This is a genomic window from Pseudomonas sp. BN505 (genome assembly GCF_029873175.1).
Taxonomy (GTDB): Bacteria; Pseudomonadota; Gammaproteobacteria; order Pseudomonadales; family Pseudomonadaceae; genus Aquipseudomonas; species Aquipseudomonas putida.
The window spans coordinates 249,120-270,238 of record NZ_SSOI01000045.1 but is presented as its reverse complement, the minus strand read 5'-3'; the positions used below and the strand labels follow the sequence as shown (position 1 = coordinate 270,238).

Genomic DNA, 21,119 nt, shown 5'->3' with positions numbered 1-21,119 from the left:
ACTAACTTTTCTTGCCCCCCAGCAACGACCCCATCAACCCGCGCACCAGTTGCCGCCCCAACTGGTTGGCGGCTTGGCGCACAGCCGACTTGATAGCCTGCCCCGCCGCACTCTGCAGGAAGTCACCGGCCTTGTCGGCAAAGCTCTCCCCATCCGCCTGCGGCTGCGGGGCTGGCTCCACCGCCTCGCCCTTGCGCTGGGTCAGCATTTCATAGGCCGACTCACGGTCCACCGGCTTGTCATAGCGCCCCGCCAGCGGCGAAGCGGCAATCAGCGCACTGCGCTCGGCCGCACTCAGCGGCCCGATACGCGACTGCGGCGGTGCAATCAGCACCCGCTGCACCATGGCAGGCGTGCCCTTCTCTTCCAGTGCCCCCACCAACGCCTCGCCAATCCCCAGCTCGGTCAGCACCGCCAGGGTTTCGAACGCGGGGTTCGGGCGAAAGCCATCGGCCACTGCCCTCAGCGACTTCTGCTCCTTGGCGGTAAAGGCTCGCAGGCCATGCTGAATGCGCAACCCCAACTGGGCCAGCACCGCATCCGGCAAGTCACCCGGTGACTGGGTGACGAAATACACCCCCACGCCCTTGGAGCGGATCAGCCGCACCACCTGCTCCAGGCGGTCCTGCAGCGCCTTGGGCGTACCGTTGAACAGCAAGTGCGCTTCATCGAAGAACAAGGCCAGCACCGGCTTGTCGGCATCTCCACGCTCGGGCAATTGCTCGAACAGCTCGGCCAGCAGCCACAGCAGGAAGGTTGCGTACACCTTGGGCGCCTCATGCACCAGCCGGCTGGCGTCGAGCAGGTGGATACGCCCACGGCCATCCGAGCCCGGCCGCAGCAGGTCTTCAAGCTGCAATGCCGGCTCGCCAAACAGCGCCTCGGCGCCCTGCTGCTCCAGGGTCGCCAGCCGCCGCAACAAGGCTTGGGTCGAGGCCGTGGTCATCAATGCACTGTCTTCACCCAGCAATTGCGGGTTGTCCTTCAGGTGCGCCAGCAGCGCCTTGAGGTCCTTGAGGTCCAGCAGTAACAGGCCTTCTCGGTCGGCCACCTTGAAGGCCGCATACAGCGCCGCCTGCTGGCTGTCGGTCAGCTCCAGGAGGTTGCCCAGCAGCAACGGCCCCATTTCACTGAGGGTAGTGCGCAGCGGGTGGCCGGACTGCCCGGCGATGTCCCACAGGCTTACCGGGTAGGCCTGGGGCGTGTGCCCGAGCCAAGGCATACCGGCGATTCGCTCGGCCACCTTGCCCTGTGGTGTGCCAGCGGCACCCAGGCCACACAAGTCACCTTTGACATCGGCCGCGAATACGGCCACCCCTGCGTCGCTGAACACTTCCGCCAAGTGCTGCAAGGTCACGGTCTTGCCGGTGCCCGTCGCGCCCGCCACCAGGCCATGGCGGTTGGCCAGCCGCATCGCTTGCCCGACTGGCTGGCCATCCGGGCCTGCACCTACAACTATGGTCGATGTTTCCGACATCTCTGTAATCCTCTGCTCAAGCTTTACCTTAATTCGGCCGATACCTTTGGGTGATATTCGCCTTAATTAGAGAGGAACAACCGAAAAGGGACTTTTCGGGATGTTGCACTGCTTTGCGGCTCCACCCGTGCGAACGCCTGATATAACACCTTAGCGGAACCGATTACGCCATGAACAAAAGCCTTCGTTTCAGCCACAAGATTCTTTTGGCAGCATCATTGATCGTGATACTCGCCTTCAGCCTTTTCACGCTCTACAACGATTACCTCCAGCGTAATGCGATCCGCGAGGACCTGGAAAACTATCTGGCTGAAATGGGCGCCTCCACTTCGACCAACATCCGAAACCTGTTCGACGGCCGAATCAAGCTGGTGGAAAACCTGGCACAGAACATTGCCCAGGACCCCACCAACGCCGAAACCCTGATGGGCCAGAACGCGCTCATTTCCAGCTTCCTCACCGTTTACCTGGGCAAGGTGGACGGCGGCTTCAGCGTGCGCCCGGACGCAAAAATGCCCGATGGCTACGACCCACGCACGCGCCCCTGGTACAAGGACGGCATGAGTGCCGCCGGCGCGACCCTGACCGAACCGTACATCGACATGACCACCAACAAGATGGTCATTGGCATCCTCAGCAAGGTTTCCAGCAGTGTCGGCGTGGTCGGTGGCGACCTGGCCCTGGACGGCCTGGTGCAGATCATCAACTCGCTGAACTTCGGCGGTATGGGCTACGCCTTCCTGGTCAACGACCAGGGCAAGGTCCTGGTGCACCCTGACAAAGACCTGGTGATGAAGTCGCTGTCGGACCTGTTCCCGCAGCACACGCCAAAACTGAACGGTGAGCTGACCGAAGTGCAAAGCGATGGCCAGGCCCGCCTGCTGACCTTCACCCCGATCACCGGCCTGCCTTCGGCCAACTGGTACATCGGCCTGTCGGTGGACAAGGACAAGGCCTTCTCGATGCTCAGCACCTTCCGCACCTCGGCGGTGATCGCCACGGTGGTGGCGGTGGTGATCATCATTGGCCTGCTCGGCCTGCTGATCAACGTGCTGATGCAGCCGCTGCACACCATGACCCGCGCCATGGAAGACATCGCCGAGGGTGAAGGCGACCTGACCAAACGCCTGCGCATTCACAACCACGACGAGTTCGGCATCCTGGGCACCGCCTTCAACCGTTTCGTCGAGCGCATTCACAGCTCGATCAGCGAGGTGTCCTCGGCCACCGAACAAGTCAACGAAGTGGCCCTGCGTGTCATCAGCGCCTCGAACTCGTCGATGACCAACTCTGACGAGCAGTCCAACCGGACCAACAGCGTGGCCGCCGCCATCAACGAGCTGGGCGCCGCCGCACAGGAAATCGCGGGCAACGCCGCCCAAGCGTCGCAACATGCCAGTTCGGCTCGCCTGCTGGCCGAAGAGGGGCAACAGGTGGTCGAGCGCAACATTGCGGCGATGAACCGCCTGTCCGACCTGATCGTCAGTTCCAGCGGCCACATCGAGACGCTTAACAACAAGACCGTCAACATTGGCCAGATCCTCGAAGTGATCACCAGCATTTCCCAGCAAACCAACCTGCTGGCGCTGAACGCCGCCATCGAAGCGGCACGTGCCGGTGAAGCCGGCCGTGGTTTTGCGGTGGTGGCCGATGAAGTGCGCAACCTGGCGCACCGCACCCAGGAATCGGCGCAGCAAGTGCAGACCATGATCGAAGAGCTGCAGGTTGGCGCCCGCGCGTCGGTCGAGACCATGGACCAGAGCCAGCGCCACAGCCAGGACAGCGTGCAGATCGCCAACCAGGCCGGTGAGCGGCTGGACAGCGTTACCGTGCGCATCAGCGAGATCGACGGCATGAACCAGTCGGTGGCCACCGCCACCGAAGAGCAGACCGCCGTGGTCGAGGCGATCAACATGGACATCAACGAGATCAACATGCTCAACCAGGAAGGCGTGGAGAACCTGCAAGCCACCCTGCGCGCCTGCTCGGACCTTGAGCAGCAGGCCGGCCGCCTGAAGCAGCTGGTGGGCAGCTTCCGCATCTGACCGGAGCTACACCCTCCTATGCAAGAGCAGCCTTGAGCTGCGAAGAGGCCAGTACAGGCAATACTGCCATGTTGCCTTCACCGGCCTCTTCGCAGCACAAGGCTGCTGCTACAAGGATTCCGAACTCCCCCTCTCCTCAAACCGATCGAACAAACTATCCTTCTGAAAGGTCCACCTTTAGGCGCGTCATCGCCGGCAGTTACCGCCGAATGACAGACCGAAGATGATCCCGGAGGGATGCTGATCGTGCACATCGCCGACATCACCATGTTCTACGCCCCGGCCAGCGGCGGCGTACGTACCTATCTTGATGCCAAACACCGCCGCCTTGACGCCATGCACGGCGTACGCCACAGCCTGCTGATCCCCGGTGCCAGTGCACAGCACGCCGATGGCATCTATCAAGTGCCCGCCCCGCCTCTGCCATTCGGCAAGGGTTACCGCTTCCCGGTACGCCTGGCCCCCTGGTGCAGTGAACTGCGACGGCTCAAGCCCGACCTGATCGAAGTCGGCGACCCCTACCTGACCGCCTGGGCAGCGCTGGAGGCACGGCGTCAACTGGATGTGCCAGTGATAGGCTTTTACCATTCCGACCTGCCGTTACTGGTCAGCAACCGTATGGGCAACTGGTTCACGCCCAATGTCGAGGCCTATGTCAGCAAGCTCTACGGCAATTTCGACCGGGTGCTCGCGCCCAGCCAGGTAATGGCCGACAAATTGCGCCGCCTGGGCGTTCGCGATGTGCATGTGCAGCGCTTGGGCGTGGACCTGGCCACCTTCAACCCCAGCCAGCGCGACCCGCACCTGCGCGCAGAACTGGGCATTGCCGACACCAGCCGTTTGCTGATCTATGCCGGCCGCGGCTCGCGGGAAAAGAACCTGCCGGTGCTGCTCGACTGCATGAAGCAGCTGGGTGCCCCCTACCACCTGCTACTGGTGGGTTCGAACATGCCGGCAAACGTGCCGCGCAACGTCAGCGTGATCGACCACTTCTGCCCGGCCCCGGAAGTTGCCCGGCTGCTGGCCAGCGCCGACCTGCTGGTGCACGCCGGAGACCAGGAAACCTTCGGCCTGGTCATCCTCGAAGCGATGGCCAGCGCCACCCCCGTGGTGGCCGTGCGCGCCGGCGCCTTCGGCGAAATCGTCAACGAACAGTGCGGGCGCCTGTGCCGCCCCAACGATGGCCAGGCCATGGCAGCGGCCGTGCGCGAAGCGTTCGAGGCCGGCGTACGCCCACTCGGGGCGCAGGCTCGCCGCCACGTGGAGCAGCACTATTCATGGGACAACGTGGTCTGCGGCCTGCTGCAACACTATCAGGCCGTGCTCGGCCACCCGCCGCAGGTGCGCGCCCATGGTTGAGGCACGGCCGGCGTCACGTAGCCTGATGCTGGTGCTGCATGATGTTGCGCCCGAGACCTGGCCGGACTACCAACCCTTCGTCGAAGCCGTCGACAGCCTCGGCGGCGTCCCGATGACCTGGCTTGTGGTGCCGGACTTCCACCAGCGCAACCTGCTGCTGCGTTCTCCCACCTTCTGCCGCTTGCTTGATCGGCGCCTGGCTCAGGGCGACGAACTGGCCTTGCACGGCTATTACCATGCCGACAACGGCCCGCCGCCCCGCACGCCCGGCGACTACTTCATGCGCCGTATCTACACCCATGAAGGTGAGTTCTACGGCCTTGACCAGCAGCAGGCCCTGCAACGGCTGGAGCGCGGCCTGGCAATGTTCCACCAGCAGGGCTGGCCTGTGGCCGGCTTTGTCGCGCCAGCCTGGCTGATGAGCGAGGGCACCCGCCAAGCCTTGCGCCGCCTGCCGCTGCGTTACACCAGCACGCCACAGCACCTGTACCGCTTACCGGACTTCACCGCGATTGAAGCCCCGGGGCTGGTGTGGAGTGCCCGCAGCGCCTGGCGCCGAGGGCTTTCAAGGGTGCTGTGCGACTGGCAATGCCGCCGTTGGCGCGATGCCGAGACCCTGCGCCTGGGCTTGCACCCGGTGGACATGCGCCACCGCACCTCCCGTGAATACTGGCTGAACACCTTGCGCAGCCTGCTGGCTCAAGGCCGCGAGCCACTGACCAAATCGGCCTGGCTGGACCGCCAGGCCAGCGCATGAACCGCCTGGCCTGGCTGGGCCTGGCACTGCTAGCGGCATTGCTGGTGCCGATCCTGCTCGGTGGCAGGGAGCTGCTGCCGAGGCTGCAACGCTTCGACCCTGTGCTGATGCTCACTCTGCTGGGCATGATCCTGCTGTGCTGGGCGATCAACACCATTCGCTTGCGCCTGTTGCTCGGCCAGCAAGGTGCCAGGCTTGGGCCACTGCGCAGCCTGGGCGTGGTCATGGCCACCGAATTTGCCATCTGCACCACCCCCGGCGGCAGCGGCGGGCCCTTGACCCTCATGGCCCTGCTGGCGCGTGACCGCATCAGCCCGGCACGCAGCGGCGCGGTATTCGCCATGGACCAGTTGAACGACCTGGTGTTTTTCTTCTGCGCAATGCTGGCGATAGCCGGTTACGCACTGTTCCACAGCCTGGGCCGCAGCCAGGAAAGCATGTTGCTCGGCAGTGCGCTGCTACTGTGCACAGCACTGGCCGGGGTGGCCGGGCTGCTGCGCTACCGCCGCCAGGTCATGCGCTTGAACGGCAGGCTGCTGCGGCGCCTGGGCATGAGCCAGCAGCGCAAACGCCGCTGGGCCCGCAAGCTGTTGCACTTCATGCACGCGCTGGCGCAGACCTGGCAGTTGCCCAAGCGCACGTTAAGCCTGGTGTTTACCCTGACCTGCCTACACTGGGGCCTGCGCTACAGCGTGTTGTATCTGGTATTGAAGGGGTTGGGGGTGGACCTGGCATGGATCCCCAGCTTTCTGGTGCAGATGCTGTCGCTCAGTGCCGGCCAGTTCAGCCTGCTGCCAGGGGGCGCCGGTGCCGCCGAGCTGACTTCGGCCAGCCTGCTGACGCCATGGGTGGGCAGTTCGACCGCAGCCGCGGCGATCCTGATATGGCGGGCGGTTACTTACTACTTTTATCTGCTGGCGGGCGGCCCGGTGTTCGTGTGCCTGCTGGCGCGTCCGTTGCTGGAGCGCTGGCGGCGTCAGGCGGATTGAGCTGTTGCCAGAGTTCGGCAGCGCCGGGGAAGTCGGTGCCGTCGGTGTCATCCAGGGCTTCGGGGTCGTAGCGGGCCAGGCAACCTTCGCCGAGTGTGGGAGGTGGTGAGGCGGTAGGGGTGTTGCGTTGTTTGGCCATCGGTGTTCCTTTCAAGATTGCAGGGGGCGCTTTGCGCCCCCTGCATCATCAATCGAAAACGACAGTCTTGTTGCCATGCACCAGCACCCGGTCTTCCAGGTGATAACGCAGGCCACGGGCCAGCACCATCTTCTCCACATCACGGCCAAAGCGGACCATGTCCTCGATGCTGTCGGCATGGCTGACACGCACCACGTCCTGCTCGATGATCGGGCCGGCGTCGAGCTCTTCGGTGACGTAGTGGCAGGTCGCGCCGATCAGTTTCACCCCACGCAGGGAGGCCTGGTGGTAAGGCTTGGCGCCGACGAACGACGGCAGGAAGCTGTGGTGGATGTTGATCACCTTTTCAGCAAAGTCCCGGCACAGTTGCGGCGGCAGGATTTGCATGTAACGGGCCAGCACCACCACATCGGCGGCGTGCTCCTGGACCAGGCGCGACACTTCGGCAAAGGCCGGTGCCTTGTCCTTGGGGTCGACCGGTACATGGAAGAACGGAATACCATGCCACTCGACCATGCTGCGCAGGTCGTCGTGATTGGAAATCACGCAAGGGATCTCGCAATCCAGTTCATCGGTGTGCCAGCGGTGCAGCAGGTCGGCCAGGCAGTGCGACTCACGGCTGGCCATCAGTACCACACGCTTTTTTTGCGCCGAGTCGGTAACGCGCCAGGTCATGGAGAACTCTTCGGCGATCGGCGCAAACGCCTCGCGGAAGGCTTCGATACCGAACGGCAGCGATTCGGCACGGATTTCATGGCGCATGAAGAACCAACCGCTCTGCTCATCAGAATGGTGGCTGGCTTCGTTGATCCAGCCATTGTACAAGGCCAGGAAATTACTGACTTTCGCCACGATGCCTACACGGTCGGGGCAGGCGATCACCAGACGATAGGTGCGCATGAATGAGACTCCAGAACTTCGCAAAGGCGCCTATTCTAGCGGCCCGCCAGAAAAAACGCAGTATTGATCGCAGCGGCGACGGCGTATGCCGTCCCGCATACGCAGCGCAGGCATTGCCTGACAGAGATGACGAAATGCAGGGTTTGTAAGTAAATTTTTGTTCACGTAGCGAAATGTTGTCACCGCTTAATTAACAGTTAATCGCGGAATATCATGTTTACTTGCGAGTATGGCCTGTCTATTATTGCCCCACACATTTCTGAACACGCATTAAAGGAACACTCCATGTCCCTGATCAACGAGTACCGCGCCACCGAAGAAGCCATCAAGGAACTTCAGGCCCGCCTGGCCAACCTGTCGCAGGATGACAAGCTGAAGAAAGAACTGGAGTTCGAAGGCAAACTGCGCACACTGATGGGCGAGTACTCCAAGTCGCTGCGCGACGTGATTGCCCTGCTCGACCCAGAGTCGAAACTGAGCAAGGCACCTCGCGGCGCGGTCAAGCCTACTGCCACCAAACGTGCGCGCAAGGTCAAGCAGTACAAAAACCCGCACAACGGTGAAGTGATCGAAACCAAAGGCGGCAACCACAAGACCCTGAAAGAGTGGAAAGCCACTTGGGGTGGTGATGTGGTTGAGAGCTGGGCAACCCTGCTGGACTGATTGTCCGCATTTGCCTTTTGCTTAACGCAACAAAAACGCCGGCACATTGCCGGCGTTTTTGTTTGCGCCGCTGTCAGTCAATTGCAAATTGTGTCTGCAATTGCCGGGCATGCATTTGCCAAGCCTCCAGTACACGCCGGCCAGCCTCGTCAGCGTCTTCCCAGGCTTGCTGACGCGCCTGCTCGAAGTCGCCCAGCGTATTGGGTGCTCCCCACTGCGGGTCACTCAGACGTTGCTGACAGAAGCCATACCAGCGCTGGCGTTCTTCGCTGGTCAAGGTCTCAGGGAAGTTGCGCGCCCGATAGCGGAACAGCAATTCCGGTAAACGCGGGTCATCGAACATCCACTGGCCACGGCCCAATTGCGCGGGTTCCAGCGCACGCACTTGCTCACATAAGCGGCGGTCTCGGTCCCCCACAAAACCGTCATACAACTGCTGTTCCGGGTCTTCACTCGGGGCGAAGTCTTCCTTGCCGTAAATGTGCTCCAGCTTGTCTTGCCATTGCGCCTGTTGATTAGCCAACTGTTCGCCGCGCAATTGTAACAACGTCAAGTCCAGGCCCAATCGTTGTTGATCGGCCGGACGCAATACCGACAATGGCGCCAGTACCGGGCAGCGATTGATCTGCACCAATTTGAGCGGCACCGGTAACTCACCCTCGGCCAGCGCATCGTGACGGGTATACAAGCGCTGGCGTAGAACCTCAGCACTTTCCCTTAGTAACGGTAGGGATTCCTGATGCAAGTCGCAGACGATCAGCGCATTGCGATTACGCGGGTGCCAGGCCAATGGCAATACGACACCCAGGTAATTACGCGCCGCCGAAAAGCGCCCGGATATATGCACCAGTGGCTGCAACAAACGGATCTGTTCCATCACTTTATGCTTGCTGCGCAACTGGAAGAGCCAGTCATACAACTTGGGCTGTTTTTGCCGGATCAGACGGGCCAGGGCAATGGTTGCCCGCACGTCGGAAAGCGCCTCGTGGGCATGCCCATGGTCAATGCCATTGGCCTTGCTCAACAGTTCAAGGCGCAGGCTGGTGCGCCCATCCTGTTGGGGCCATTGAATACCGTCAGGGCGCAAGGCGTAGGCGGTCCGCACGATGTCGATCAGGTCCCAGCGGCTGTTGCCGCCCTGCCACTCCCGGGCATATGGGTCGAAAAAGTTACGGTACAAACTGTAGCGGGTCACTTCATCGTCGAAGCGCAGGGTGTTGTAGCCAGCGCCACAGGTACCCGGCTGCGCCAGTTGCGCATGCACCCGGGTCATGAACTCGGCCTCGCACAGGCCTTGCTCGGCCAGCAACTGCGGGGTGATGCCTGTCACCAGGCAAGCCGCCGGGTGCGGCAGGATGTCGTCGGAAGGCCGGCAATAAAGGCTGATCGGCTCGTCGATTTCGTTAAGGTCGAAATCGGTGCGCACGCCGGCCACCTGCAGTGGCCGGTCGCAACGCGGGTTGATGCCGGTGGTTTCGTAGTCGTGCCAGAAAATGCTTGAGGTCACGGGGTCGTCCTGTATCAAGGTCGACCCGATTCTAGCGCAGCCTCAGACAGAAGCGTTGGCAGGAAGGAAACTGAAATAATCACGCAGTGAGCGCACGAACTCGTCGAATTCGCGGGGGGCCTGCAACAGCATGAAGCCCGAATCGTAGTGCCCGGGCGTCTGGTCTTCGCGGCACCACAGGCAACTGGCGGTCAGGTTGACGAACTGATGCCCGCCGCCGACCAGCGGCAAGCGCAATTGCAGTTCGTAATCGGGCCCTACCAGCACAGGCAGCTGGCTGATTACCATCAGGCCATCCTCGGAGGCATTACCCAGCTGGCCGATTTCTTGACCGGTAAAACGGTTGAATACCTTGAGGACACAAGGCAGTTGATGGCGTTCGATGTGGCGCTTGTTGAACATGATCGCGAGTGTATTCCGTACCTGATGCCAGGAATACAAGGTACTGGCGGTTGTTGTAACAGCTGAGTTACAGATTAGCGCAGGGCGCGCCGCAAATCTCGTGAAATAAACCACACCTTGGTGTTATCGCCAAGGTGTGGTCGTCACCGGGTTGGCCACAGCCGCTTCGCCGCTACGGGCATGGCCAAGTTTTTCAAGAGTCTGCAGGCGCGCCCGGGCACGATAGGCGTACTCGTTGCCCGGGTATTTCTGGATCAGGTACTGGTAAGTCTGCGCGGCGTCCACGTAAAGCGCCTGGCGCTCCAGGCACTGGCCACGCAGCAGCGACACCTCCGGATGGATGAATGGCCGCGAACGGCTGGTGCGGTCGACCTGCGACAGCTCCAGCATGACCCGTGCGCAGTCGCCACGATCGTAGGCGCGGTAGGCATTGTTCAGGTGGTGGTCCATGGACCAGCGGGTGCAGCCGACGGCGCTGGCCGCCAGGGCTAAAACGATCAGGGCTCGCATGGGGATCTCCTTTGATGCCTGTGTATCGGCCAACGCCAACAAATCTTCACAGGCTTTTGCAAGGATACCCTGACCGTTCAAATGCCACCCTGCCTTGGTCGCAGGTAGTGCAACGGAACAATGACTACAGCGAGATTCAGGAGTAGCCTTTCGCTGCGCTTCACTATAGGAGTCTGTGCATGACCATCCGCCGTACCAAAATCGTCGCCACCCTTGGCCCCGCCAGCAACTCGCCGGAAGTGATCGAGCAACTGATCCTTGCCGGCCTGGACGTGGCACGCCTGAACTTCTCCCACGGCACTCCGGACGAGCACAAGGCCCGCGCCCGCCTGATCCGTGACATCGCCGCCAAGAACGGCCGCCATGTCGCGCTGCTGGGCGACCTGCAGGGTCCGAAGATCCGCATCGCCAAGTTCGCCAACAAGCGCATCGAATTGAAGATCGGTGACAAGTTCACCTTCTCCACCGCCCACCCGTTGACCGAAGGCAACCAGGACATCGTCGGTATCGACTATCCCGACCTGGTCAAGGACTGCGGCGTCGGTGACGAACTGCTGCTCGACGATGGCCGTGTGGTCATGCGCGTCGAAACCGCCACTGCAGACGCCCTGCACTGCGTGGTGATCATCGGTGGCCCGCTGTCGGACCACAAAGGCATCAACCGTAAAGGTGGCGGCCTGACCGCGCCGGCCCTGACCGAAAAAGACAAGGCCGACATCAAACTGGCTGCGGAAATGGACCTGGACTACCTGGCCGTTTCCTTCCCGCGTGACGCCAGCGACATGGAATACGCACGCAAGCTGCGTGACGAGGCCGGCGGCAGCGCCTGGCTGGTGGCCAAGATCGAACGCGCCGAAGCGGTTGCCGACGACGAGACCCTCGACAAGCTGATCGCCGCCTCCGACGCGGTGATGGTTGCCCGCGGCGACCTGGGTGTGGAAATCGGCGACGCCGAGCTGATCGGCATCCAGAAAAAGATCATCCAGCACGCCCGCCGCAATAACAAGGCGGTGATCGTGGCGACCCAGATGATGGAGTCGATGATCCAGAACCCGATGCCGACCCGCGCTGAAGTGTCCGACGTGGCCAACGCCGTGCTGGACAACACCGATGCGGTGATGCTGTCGGCCGAAAGTGCTGCTGGTTCCTACCCGATCGAAGCCGTACAGGCTATGGCGCGGATTTGCCAAGGTGCCGAAAAGCACCCGACCAACCAGAAGTCCAGCCACCGCCTGCACACCACCTTCGAGCGTTGCGACGAAAGCATCGCCCTGGCGGCCATGTACACGGCCAACCACTTCCCGGGCGTGAAGGCGATCATCGCCCTGACCGAAAGCGGCTACACCCCGCTGATCATGTCGCGCCTGCGTTCGCACGTGCCGATCTTCGCCCTGTCGCCGCACCGCGCCACCCAGGCTCGCGTCTCGATGTTCCGCGGCGTCTACCCGATCGCCTTCGACCCGGCCTCGCTGCCGGCCGACAAGGTAAGCCAGGCGGCAGTCGACGAACTGCTCAAGCGTGGCCTGGTTGAACAGGGTGACTGGGTGATCCTGACCAAAGGTGACAGCTACCACACCATCGGTGGCACCAACGGCATGAAGATCCTGCATGTCGGTGATCCGCTGGTCGGCTGATCTACCCCGGGGGCCGCTTTGCGGCCCCTTCTTGTTCAAGCATGCTCGACAAACACATCGGCAAACACCTGGTTCCTGGGCACCCCTGCAATAAACAGCCGCCGTGCAAACTGCTCCACGCTCGCCGGCGAGCCACATACCAGTGCAACCGTCTGCCGTGATGTCGGCCGCAATGCCGCAAGCGCTTCATCCAACTGCTCCGCCAGCACCAGCTCGACACTCACGCCTTCAATCGCCTGCAACGGCTCAGCCAGGTAATGCTGAACGTGGCCATGCGCCACATGCATCACCTTGATTTCCCCCTGATGCCCCTGCCGCATCGCCTCGCGCAAAATGCCCCACAAAGGCGCAAGCCCAGTACCCGCAGCCAGCAACCAGAGCGGTCGTCCTTGCCAGTCCGGGTCGTAATGCAACGCTCCGCCCCTGAGCTCCCCCAAGCGCATCGAGTCGCCAACCTTGAACCCGCGGGCCTTGCTGCAAAAAGCACCGGGCCGCTCGCAGTCGATATGAAATTCAAGGAAGTCGTCTTCACCCGGCAGGCTTGCCAGGGAATAGGGCCGCGCTACCGCCCCGCTCCACAACACCACATGCTGGCCCGCCTGATATCGCACTGCGCGCTCTGGGCGCAGGCGCAGGCGCAGCACGTCACCGAACCAGTCCAGTGCGCAAACCTGTGCGGGAATGCCATCCTGCTGCGGGTCGAACACCGCCACACGCAGGTCACCCACTACCCGGCACTGGCAAGCCAGTCGCCAGCCCTGGGCGTGTTTCTCCAGCGCCAACGCCTCGGGCAAGGCGTCCGCTGGCAGCCCGTCCAGGCAATGCACCAGGCAGGCATGGCAGCTACCGGCGCGGCAACTGTAGGGCACATTCAACCCGGCCTCGTTCAAGGCATCGAGCAGGTTGCTGCCGGTCGGCACCGCCCAGCGGCGCTCGCCCACGCAAATTTCGGGCATTGTCAGCTATCTCTCCTGGCTCTTTATCTTGCCGGGGCCGCTTTGCGGCCCAATCGCCGGCAAGCCAGCCTCCATCAAGCATCCTATCTCTTCAGCCAGACAGCAAGAACAGTGCCTGCCCGCGGCCGACCATGGTCCAGACCGGCCGAAGGTGTGCCCGGCACAGATGCGCGCTATACTGCCGCGCCTTTTTACGCCGGCCTGACCTGCCGGCGCCTTGCAAGGCGTTTCGACATGCTGGTCGGCACCGTCGAGCGTCTTTATGAATGTTCCCGTCTTTAAGAGGAGCGCGCTGCATGACCGTGATCAAGCAAGACGACCTGATTCAGAGCGTCGCCGACGCCCTGCAATTCATCTCGTACTACCACCCCGTCGATTTCATCCAGGCCATGCACGAGGCCTATCTGCGTGAAGAGTCGCCTGCTGCGCGTGACTCCATCGCCCAGATCCTGATCAACTCGCGCATGTGCGCCACCGGCCACCGCCCGATCTGCCAGGACACCGGTATCGTCACCGTGTTCGTGCGCGTGGGCATGGACGTACGCTGGGACGGCGCCACCCTGAGCGTCGACGACATGATCAACGAAGGTGTGCGTCGCGCCTACAACCTGCCTGAAAACGTGCTGCGTGCTTCGATCCTGGCCGACCCGGCCGGTGCCCGCAAGAACACCAAGGACAACACCCCGGCAGTGATCCACTACTCCATCGTCCCTGGCGACAAGGTCGAGGTCGATGTCGCAGCCAAAGGCGGTGGCTCGGAGAACAAGTCGAAGATGGCCATGCTCAACCCGTCCGACTCGATCGTCGACTGGGTGCTGAAGACCGTTCCGACCATGGGCGCTGGCTGGTGCCCGCCTGGCATGCTCGGCATCGGCATCGGCGGTACCGCCGAGAAGGCCGCCGTCATGGCCAAGGAAGTGTTGATGGAGTCCATCGACATCCACGAGCTGAAAGCCCGTGGCCCGCAGAACCGTCTGGAAGAAATCCGCCTGGAGCTGTTCGAGAAGGTCAACCAGCTGGGCATCGGTGCCCAGGGCCTGGGTGGCCTGACCACCGTGCTCGACGTCAAGATCATGGACTACCCGACCCACGCCGCATCTCTGCCGGTGTGCATGATCCCCAACTGCGCCGCCACCCGTCACGCCCACTTCGTGCTCGATGGCTCCGGCCCGGCCGAACTGGAAGCGCCGTCGCTGGACGCCTACCCGGAAATCGTCTGGGAAGCCGGCCCAAGTGCCCGCCGCGTCAATCTCGACGACATCACCCCGGAAGAAGTCGCCAGCTGGAAACCGGGCGAAACCATCCTGCTCAACGGCAAGATGCTGACCGGCCGCGATGCCGCGCACAAGCGCATGGTCGAAATGCTCAACCGTGGCGAAGAGCTGCCGGTGGACCTGAAAGGCCGCTTCATCTACTACGTAGGCCCGGTCGACCCGGTCGGTGACGAAGTAGTAGGCCCTGCCGGCCCGACCACCGCTACCCGCATGGACAAGTTCACCCGCCAGATCCTTGAGCAAACCGGCCTGCTGGGCATGATCGGCAAGTCCGAGCGTGGCCCGACCGCCATCGAAGCAATCAAGGACAACAAGGCCGTATACCTGATGGCCGTTGGTGGCGCTGCCTACCTGGTGGCCCAGGCCATCCGCAAGTCGAAGGTCCTGGCCTTCGCCGAACTGGGCATGGAAGCGATCTACGAGTTCGACGTCAAGGACATGCCGGTTACCGTTGCCGTAGACAGCAACGGTGAATCGGTACACATCACTGGCCCTGCCCTGTGGCAGAGCAAGATTGCCGAGAGCCTGGCAGTCGAAGTGAAGTAAACCTGATGTAACAGTGGCGCCTGCTTTGCGGGCGCCACTGTTTTCACAAGACTCTGTCAAACTGCTCCGGCCAGTCCCTGCGGGTAAACACCTGCCCTTCCCGCCTCACACGCCGCACTTCCTCCAGGTCCACCTCACACACCAGCCACTGGCTGCACGCCGGGCTCAGTGCCTCGCTCAACGCCACCACTCCATCCCCCGGCATCCCGTGATCCGGCGGAACGAACAACCCTGCCCGCCCGATATTCTCGTCCAACGCAGGCGACCATGGCGCATGCCCCACCGTAGGGCTCTGCAATACGGCAATCTGGTTCTCCAGTGCCCGCGCCTGGGCGCCGATGCGTACCCGGTGGTAACCCGCCTCGGTATCGGTACAGCTGGGCGCCAGGATCAGGTCGGCACCCGCCTCGGCCAGGCCCCTGGCCAGCATGGGGAATTCATTGTCATAACAGATCAAAATCCCCAGGCGCCCCAACTCGGTGTCGAACACCTGTAGCCCCTGGCCCGCCGCGATGTCCCACTGCTCTCGCTCGAACCGGGTCATCATCAGCTTGTCCTGGTAACCCAGCACACCCTTGGGGCCGAACAGCCAGGCACGGTTGCGGTACCGCCCATCGCTGTCCAGCACCGGCACGCTGCCCGGTTGCAGGTAGATTCCCCAGCGCCGGGCAAGGCTCTCGCACAGCGCCCTCCACGGCTCGATCAACGGCTGGATGCCGGCAATCGAAGCCTTCAGGTCACCCCGCTGCTCGGCACTCAGTTGGCCGCTCAATACCAGACCGGCGTATTCCGGCAGCAGCAGCAAGCGTGCGCCCGCCTCCACGGCCTCGGCGCACAGGCCCTGCAGGTGGTCGGCGTAGGCGTCCCAGGTTTCATGCAGTTCGATGGCGTACTGGCAGGCCGCCAGGTGGATCATATCGGCAGTTCCTTCAGCCAGAACGACATCAGCTTGTCGGAGCTTTCCTGTTCATCCAGGTCGCGCCAGGCGTAGGTGGTACGCAATGACGGGTCATGCAGGAAGCCGCGGTTGCGCCAGAAACCGTGCAAAGGTTTGTAGTCTGCCGGCCGTCGCGGGTGCACACCTGGCCGCTCCACCGCGCAGAACGCGCAGTAATCGAACTCGGCCAGTTTGTGCGCATAGGACTCGCGTTCGATGAAGAAGCGCACGCCCAGGCCCTGGCCACGGTACTCCGGCAGCACCAGCGACTCACCGAAGTAATACACGCTGGCCGGGTCGCGGCCCTGGGCCAGGAACGGCTGCTGGAACTCGGGGGCGACATCCACAAGCGGCAGGCCGGTGGAAGCGCCCACCACCTTGCCGTCGTCCAGCGCCAGCACCACCAGGCTACGCCCGGAGCGCGCATAGGCGGCCAGGTAGTCAGCCTCGTACTCCGGGGTGCCGTCGTACAGGTAGGGAAACTCGCGAAACACGCTAAGGCGCAGGCGAGCGAGGTCATCGATGTATGGCGCGATAGCGGCGCCGTGCAACAGGCGTATTTCCATGCGTGGCGGTCGTTTTGTCGATGTGGATGACGCGCTCGGCTAAGCCGGGCTTGAAGGGAAACCCTATCATCCGAGGCAGCGACCCGCCTTTTCCCTACACGACAGGTACTGTTCCATGACCGCTACCGAACTGGTAAATGCTTACTACGCCGCGTTCAACGCCGGCGACATGCCGGGCTTTCTCGCCCTGCTGAGCGAGGACGTGATCCACGACATCAACCAGGGCGAGCGGCAAATGGGCAAGGCCCGGTTTGCCGCGTTCATGGACAAGATGAACCACTGCTACCGCGAACGCCTGGCCGATATCGTGGTGATGCAGAATGCCGACGGCAGCCGCGCGGCGGCGGAGTTCACCGTGCATGGCGAGTATCTGGCGGATGACCAAGGGTTGCCGGCAGCCAACGGGCAGACCTATGTGCTGCCGGCGGGGGCGTTTTTCTATATCCACTGCGGCAAGATTGCCCGGGTGACCAACTACTACAACCTCAATGACTGGGTTGAGCAAGTAGCCTAAGCCTGAGAGAGCTGCATTGCCTGTACCGGCCTCTTCGCAGCACAAGGCTGCTCCTACATGGCCAGCACAAGACCTGAGTGTTGTGGGGTCCCTGTGGAGCAGCCTTGTGCTGCGAAGGGGCCCGGTCAGACGATACGGGTACCCAGCACTTTCAGGAAGGCCGCCAGCCATGCCGGGTGCGCCGGCCAGGCCGGTGCAGTCACCAGGTTGCCATCCACATGGGCCTGGTCCACCGCGATGTCGATGAACGTGCCGCCCGCCAGACGCACTTCCGGCGCACACGCGGGGTACGCGCTGCATTCGCGCCCCTCCAGCACACCCGCCGCCGCCAACAGCTGGGCACCATGGCACACCGCCGCAATCGGCTTGCCGGCCTGGTCGAACGCCCGCACCAGCTCCAGCACTTTTTCATCCAGGCGCAGGTACTCCGGCGCACGGCCACCCGGGATCAGCAGCGCGTCGTAACTCGCGGGCCGCACCCGCACGAAGTCGTAATTCAGGGCAAAGTTGTGCCCCGGCTTTTCGCTGTAGGTCTGCTCACCCTCAAAATCATGGATGGCAGTGCGCACTGTCTGCCCCGCCAATTTCTCCGGGCACACCGCATGCACGGTATGGCCCACCATACTCAAGGCTTGGAACGGCACCATCGCTTCGTAATCCTCGACGTAGTCGCCCACCAGCATCAGAATCTTCTTCGCCGTCATCGCACCCACTCCTTCGGTTAACCGTCAATGCACGATAGCCGCTGTCAGTCACGGCGGTCGAGCACGTTGACCACCAGTCGGTCGATCCAGCCCCAGATCCGCTGCTTCACCCTGCGCCAGAGGGGGCGGGCATGCCAGTGGTCGAGGTCGACTTCCTGGCTCAAGGCAAAGTCGCGCTCGAAGCTGGCCACCACAGCCGCTGTCAACGGCGGGTCCAGCGCTTCGATGTTGGCCTCAAGGTTGAAGCGCAGGTTCCAGTGGTCGAAGTTGCACGACCCGACGCTGACCCAGTCGTCTACCACGGCCATCTTCAGGTGCAGGAAGCACGGTTGGTATTCGAAAATTCGCACCCCGGCGCGCAGCAGGCGTGGGTAATAACGGTGCCCTGCGTAGCGGACCGACGGGTGGTCGGTGCGTGGGCCGGTCAGCAACAGGCGCACATCAAGCCCCTTGCTGGCGGCACGGCGCAAAGAACGGCGCACGCTCCAGGTCGGCAGGAAGTACGGCGTGGCCAGCCATACCCGTTGCTTGCCACTGTTCAGCGCCCGCACCAGCGAATGCAGGATGTCCTGATGCTGACGGGCGTCGGCATAGGCCACCCGGCCCATGCCCTGCCCGTGGGCAGGCAACTTGGGCAGGCGCGGCAGGCCGAAGCCTTCGGCAGGGCGCCAGGCGGTGCGGCGATTGTTGGCGGACCACTGGCGGTCGAACAGCAGTTGCCAGTCGGTTACCACCGGCCCTTGAATCTGCACCATCACCTCATGCCATTCGCTGGTCGCGTCACCCGGCTTCCAGAACTCGTCGGTTACGCCCGTGCCGCCCACCACCGCCCAGCGTTCGTCCACCAGCAAAAGCTTGCGGTGGTCGCGGTACAGGTTGCGCAGGCCACGCTTCCAGCGCAGGCGGTTGTACCAGCGCAGGTACACACCGGCTTCCAGCAGGCGCTGGCGCAGGGCGCTGTTGAAGGCCAGCGAGCCATAGTCATCGAACAGGCAACGCACCCGCACACCACGCCGGGCGGCCTGCTCCAGCACTTCGACCACGGCCTCGGCACAGGCGCCGGCCTCGACCAGGTACAGCTCCAGGTCAACCTGAAACTCGGCACCCACGATTGCCTCCAGCATGCGCGGAAAGAACTCGGGGCCGTCGATCAGCAGTTCGAACTGGTTGCCATCCCGCCAGGGGAAGACCGGCCCCGGCATGTCAGCGGGCGGTGAAAATCAGCACCGCGCTAACCGGCACCGACGGGTTGATGGACTTGAGCCCGGCAAACTTGCGCAGGCTTTCCAGCCCCGGCAGCAAACCGAAATCCTCGGCGCGCAGCAGCAGCGGTTCCAGGGTCACAACCTGGAACCGCCGCGCATCCAGGCGAGTGGCCAAAAGCAAGGCGTTGTAGCTGTGCGACTGGCCATGCAACGTGACCGTCAGCGGCAGGCGCAACTCGATCTGTGCACCATCGGCCAGGTCATTGATCGGCCGCAGATCGATCTGCGCCTTCACCGTGGCCTCGGCGAAGCGCCCGACCTCGAACAGGTTGTCGCGCATTTGCTCGTCACGCAGCGGGATGCCACTGCTGACAGAGTCCATCTCGATGCTCAGCCCTGCCACGCCTTTGCGGTCGACCGTACCGTGCAGCACCAGAAAGCGGTGCACTTCGGCGGTGTCACCGTTCTTGCCGGTAATGAACGACAGGCGCGACGATTCGCCATCGAGGTGCCAATTGGCGTGGGCGGGCAGGCACAAAGCCAGCAACAAGGCGGGCAGTAGACGGGGCAGTTTGAACATGACAGATCTCGTGAAACCAAGCCGCCAACCTTACCCGCCCGCCTTCATGGCAGCAAGCGGCAACCCTCGCGCAGGCCCTGCCAGGCAGCCTGGTTGCGCCGCCCAAGCCCCTCGGCAGTGACTAGCCGCTGCTGGCTGTTTTCCTCCAGCAGGCTCAGCGGCAGCCACTGCTTTACATAACCTTGGCAGTAGGCCTGCTCGAAGCCCATGACGAAGCGGCACGAGCAGTATTCCTTGGCCGAGTAGGCCGAGAGGATGCCGGGGAAATCCACCAGTGCCTGACGCTCCTGCCAGGCCCAGAACAACAGGCCCAGCAGCAGCACCAGTAGCAGCAACAAGGCCCGTTTCATGTGCCCTCCCGGGCCATGGCCGCCAGTACCCGCTTGAGCAGTTCGTCGTGCTGGTAACTGCCGTCGCGGTCATCGGCATAGCGCACGACCACCAGCTTTTGCGCGGGCAGCACGTACAGCGCCTGGCCCCAGTGGCCAAGGGCGGCGTAGGTGTCGTCGGGCGCACTTGGCCAAGGCCGCGCGGCGCCGGCCAGCGGCTGGTTGAGCCACCAGTGGCCGCCAGGGGTGGCCTCACCCGGCACAGGTTCGGCATGGTCAAACGCTGTGCGGTTGAAGGCCACCCAGGCCTTGGGCAGCAGTTGCCGGCCTTGCCAACGGCCGTCGCGCTGCATCAGCAAGCCGATACGCGCCAGGTCGCGGGCGCTGAGGTACAGATAGGAAGAGCCCACGTAGGTGCCCGCCCGGTCACGCTCCCACACTGCGCTGTCGATACCCAGCGGGGTGAACAGCGCGCGCCAAGGGTAATCGGGATATTGCCCGGCATCCAGCATGCCGCGCAGCGCGGCGGCCAGCAGGTTGCTGTCGCCACTGGAGTAGAGGAATCGTTGACCGGGGCTGGCCGACGCGCCCCGCGCCGCCGTATAGGCCGCCATGTCCTCGCGGCCGCGGGTATATAGCATGGCCACCACCGAGGACTTGAGCGGGGCGTATTCGTAGTCTTCCTGCCAGTCCAGGCCACTGGCCCAGTGCAGCAGATCGGCCATGCGTATGCCCGGATGACCGCGCATGGCGGGGTAGGAACGGGTGACCGGATCTTCCAGCTGGAAGCGTCCTTCGCCTTGGGCCACGCCCATCAGCGTGGCGAGTACGCTCTTGCTTACCGACCAGGTCAGATGCGCGGTGGCGGCAGTGGTGGGGGCGGTGTAGCGCTCGTGGAGGATACGGCCGTCGCGGATGATCAGCAGCGCGTCGGTGCGGATGCCGCTGCGGTCGGGGGCAGTGCGAGGGGGGAAGGCGTAGGCGTCGACGGCTTGCCAGTCGAACGTGGCAGGGTCGTTCTGCCAGGCAGGGTCAGGCCAGTCCTCGGCTTCGGCGGTTGCCAGGGCCAGGCAAAGAACCAGTAGCAGACCTTTCAGCATTGTGTTTCAGCTCGAATTTTTGGGGC

General features: G+C 63.1%; 21 protein-coding genes. 8 read left to right on the top strand and 13 right to left on the bottom strand.

Translation table 11 applies throughout. The features are described 5' to 3' along the window. Position 1 precedes the first annotated feature (1 nt). Positions 2–1,477 carry a helicase HerA-like domain-containing protein gene (locus E8E78_RS14455; RefSeq protein ID WP_280313035.1) on the bottom strand — a complete coding sequence of 492 codons (1,476 nt, stop codon included), beginning with the start codon at positions 1,475–1,477 and terminating at the stop codon, positions 2–4. Between the two features lie 170 nt (positions 1,478–1,647). Between E8E78_RS14455 and E8E78_RS14450 the strand changes: the two genes are divergently transcribed. The 4 genes from E8E78_RS14450 to E8E78_RS14435 all read left to right on the top strand — a co-directional run bounded on the left by E8E78_RS14450 (position 1,648) and on the right by E8E78_RS14435 (position 6,627). Beyond that, positions 1,648–3,522, top strand: a complete 1,875-nt coding sequence (locus E8E78_RS14450; protein WP_280313037.1) for a methyl-accepting chemotaxis protein — start codon at positions 1,648–1,650, stop codon at positions 3,520–3,522. Between the two features lie 237 nt (positions 3,523–3,759). Further along, positions 3,760–4,881, top strand: coding sequence for a glycosyltransferase family 1 protein (locus E8E78_RS14445; RefSeq protein WP_016498114.1), 1,122 nt, complete (start codon positions 3,760–3,762; stop codon positions 4,879–4,881). Continuing rightward, positions 4,874–5,638: a DUF2334 domain-containing protein gene (locus tag E8E78_RS14440; RefSeq protein WP_049273436.1), complete on the top strand. Its 765-nt coding sequence runs from the start codon at positions 4,874–4,876 to the stop codon at positions 5,636–5,638. The genes E8E78_RS14445 and E8E78_RS14440 overlap by 8 nt, the downstream gene beginning before the upstream one ends. Further along, positions 5,635–6,627 (top strand): lysylphosphatidylglycerol synthase transmembrane domain-containing protein, encoded by a 993-nt coding sequence (locus E8E78_RS14435; RefSeq protein WP_049273434.1) that lies wholly within the window; start codon positions 5,635–5,637, stop codon positions 6,625–6,627. The genes E8E78_RS14440 and E8E78_RS14435 overlap by 4 nt, the downstream gene beginning before the upstream one ends. A 187-nt stretch (positions 6,628–6,814) precedes the next feature. Here the strand turns inward: E8E78_RS14435 and purU are convergent, their stop codons facing one another. Continuing rightward, positions 6,815–7,666 carry a formyltetrahydrofolate deformylase gene (gene purU / locus E8E78_RS14425; protein ID WP_016498110.1) on the bottom strand — a complete coding sequence of 284 codons (852 nt, stop codon included), beginning with the start codon at positions 7,664–7,666 and terminating at the stop codon, positions 6,815–6,817. 285 nt (positions 7,667–7,951) lie between these two features. On the opposite strand from purU, the gene mvaT reads away from it, so the two are divergent. Beyond that, entirely contained in the window at positions 7,952–8,329 is a 378-nt protein-coding gene (gene mvaT, locus E8E78_RS14420) for a histone-like nucleoid-structuring protein MvaT (RefSeq protein ID WP_016498109.1), read from the top strand. 73 nt (positions 8,330–8,402) lie between these two features. Here the strand turns inward: mvaT and sbcB are convergent, their stop codons facing one another. The 3 genes from sbcB to E8E78_RS14405 all read right to left on the bottom strand — a co-directional run bounded on the left by sbcB (position 8,403) and on the right by E8E78_RS14405 (position 10,748). Beyond that, positions 8,403–9,836 carry an exodeoxyribonuclease I gene (gene sbcB, locus E8E78_RS14415; RefSeq protein ID WP_049273432.1) on the bottom strand — a complete coding sequence of 478 codons (1,434 nt, stop codon included), beginning with the start codon at positions 9,834–9,836 and terminating at the stop codon, positions 8,403–8,405. 42 nt (positions 9,837–9,878) lie between these two features. After that, on the bottom strand, positions 9,879–10,238 hold the full coding sequence (locus E8E78_RS14410; protein WP_016498107.1) for a PilZ domain-containing protein: 360 nt from the start codon (positions 10,236–10,238) through the stop codon (positions 9,879–9,881). 123 nt (positions 10,239–10,361) lie between these two features. Further along, entirely contained in the window at positions 10,362–10,748 is a 387-nt protein-coding gene (locus E8E78_RS14405; RefSeq protein WP_016498106.1) for a hypothetical protein, read from the bottom strand. Positions 10,749–10,927: 179 nt separating this feature from the next. Between E8E78_RS14405 and pyk the strand changes: the two genes are divergently transcribed. Further along, a complete protein-coding gene (gene pyk, locus E8E78_RS14400; protein ID WP_016498105.1) occupies positions 10,928–12,382 on the top strand; it encodes a pyruvate kinase in 1,455 nt (484 codons plus the stop codon). 35 nt (positions 12,383–12,417) lie between these two features. Here the strand turns inward: pyk and E8E78_RS14395 are convergent, their stop codons facing one another. Then, positions 12,418–13,338: an iron-sulfur-binding ferredoxin reductase gene (locus E8E78_RS14395; RefSeq protein WP_016498104.1), complete on the bottom strand. Its 921-nt coding sequence runs from the start codon at positions 13,336–13,338 to the stop codon at positions 12,418–12,420. Positions 13,339–13,634: 296 nt separating this feature from the next. Here E8E78_RS14395 and E8E78_RS14390 point away from each other — a divergent pair, with 296 nt between their 5' ends. Continuing rightward, entirely contained in the window at positions 13,635–15,158 is a 1,524-nt protein-coding gene (locus E8E78_RS14390) for a fumarate hydratase (RefSeq protein ID WP_016498103.1), read from the top strand. Between the two features lie 43 nt (positions 15,159–15,201). On the opposite strand, the gene E8E78_RS14385 is transcribed toward E8E78_RS14390, so the two are convergent. Both E8E78_RS14385 and E8E78_RS14380 read right to left on the bottom strand, forming a co-directional pair. Further along, positions 15,202–16,074, bottom strand: a complete 873-nt coding sequence (locus E8E78_RS14385) for a carbon-nitrogen hydrolase family protein (RefSeq protein WP_049273430.1) — start codon at positions 16,072–16,074, stop codon at positions 15,202–15,204. Then, the gene (locus E8E78_RS14380) at positions 16,071–16,661 is read right to left on the bottom strand and encodes a GNAT family N-acetyltransferase (protein ID WP_016498101.1); all 591 of its coding nucleotides are present in this window, start codon (positions 16,659–16,661) and stop codon (positions 16,071–16,073) included. Before E8E78_RS14380 ends, E8E78_RS14385 begins: the two co-directional genes overlap by 4 nt. Before the next feature lie 115 nt (positions 16,662–16,776). On the opposite strand from E8E78_RS14380, the gene E8E78_RS14375 reads away from it, so the two are divergent. Beyond that, on the top strand, positions 16,777–17,175 hold the full coding sequence (locus tag E8E78_RS14375) for a nuclear transport factor 2 family protein (protein ID WP_049273428.1): 399 nt from the start codon (positions 16,777–16,779) through the stop codon (positions 17,173–17,175). A 125-nt stretch (positions 17,176–17,300) separates the two neighbouring features. Here the strand turns inward: E8E78_RS14375 and E8E78_RS14370 are convergent, their stop codons facing one another. Genes E8E78_RS14370 through E8E78_RS14350 form a run of 5 tightly spaced genes read right to left on the bottom strand, consistent with a single transcriptional unit; the run spans position 17,301 to position 21,093 of the window. Further along, positions 17,301–17,879: a DJ-1/PfpI family protein gene (locus tag E8E78_RS14370; protein ID WP_049273427.1), complete on the bottom strand. Its 579-nt coding sequence runs from the start codon at positions 17,877–17,879 to the stop codon at positions 17,301–17,303. A 44-nt stretch (positions 17,880–17,923) separates the two neighbouring features. Further along, on the bottom strand, positions 17,924–19,081 hold the full coding sequence (locus E8E78_RS14365) for a phosphatidylserine/phosphatidylglycerophosphate/cardiolipin synthase family protein (RefSeq protein WP_016498098.1): 1,158 nt from the start codon (positions 19,079–19,081) through the stop codon (positions 17,924–17,926). 1 nt (position 19,082) lies between these two features. Next, positions 19,083–19,664 (bottom strand): YceI family protein, encoded by a 582-nt coding sequence (locus E8E78_RS14360; RefSeq protein ID WP_016498097.1) that lies wholly within the window; start codon positions 19,662–19,664, stop codon positions 19,083–19,085. Positions 19,665–19,708: 44 nt separating this feature from the next. Beyond that, positions 19,709–20,014, bottom strand: a complete 306-nt coding sequence (locus E8E78_RS14355; protein WP_049273426.1) for a hypothetical protein — start codon at positions 20,012–20,014, stop codon at positions 19,709–19,711. Then, positions 20,011–21,093, bottom strand: coding sequence for a serine hydrolase (locus E8E78_RS14350; RefSeq protein ID WP_049273423.1), 1,083 nt, complete (start codon positions 21,091–21,093; stop codon positions 20,011–20,013). The genes E8E78_RS14355 and E8E78_RS14350 overlap by 4 nt, the downstream gene beginning before the upstream one ends. Positions 21,094–21,119 lie beyond the last annotated feature (26 nt).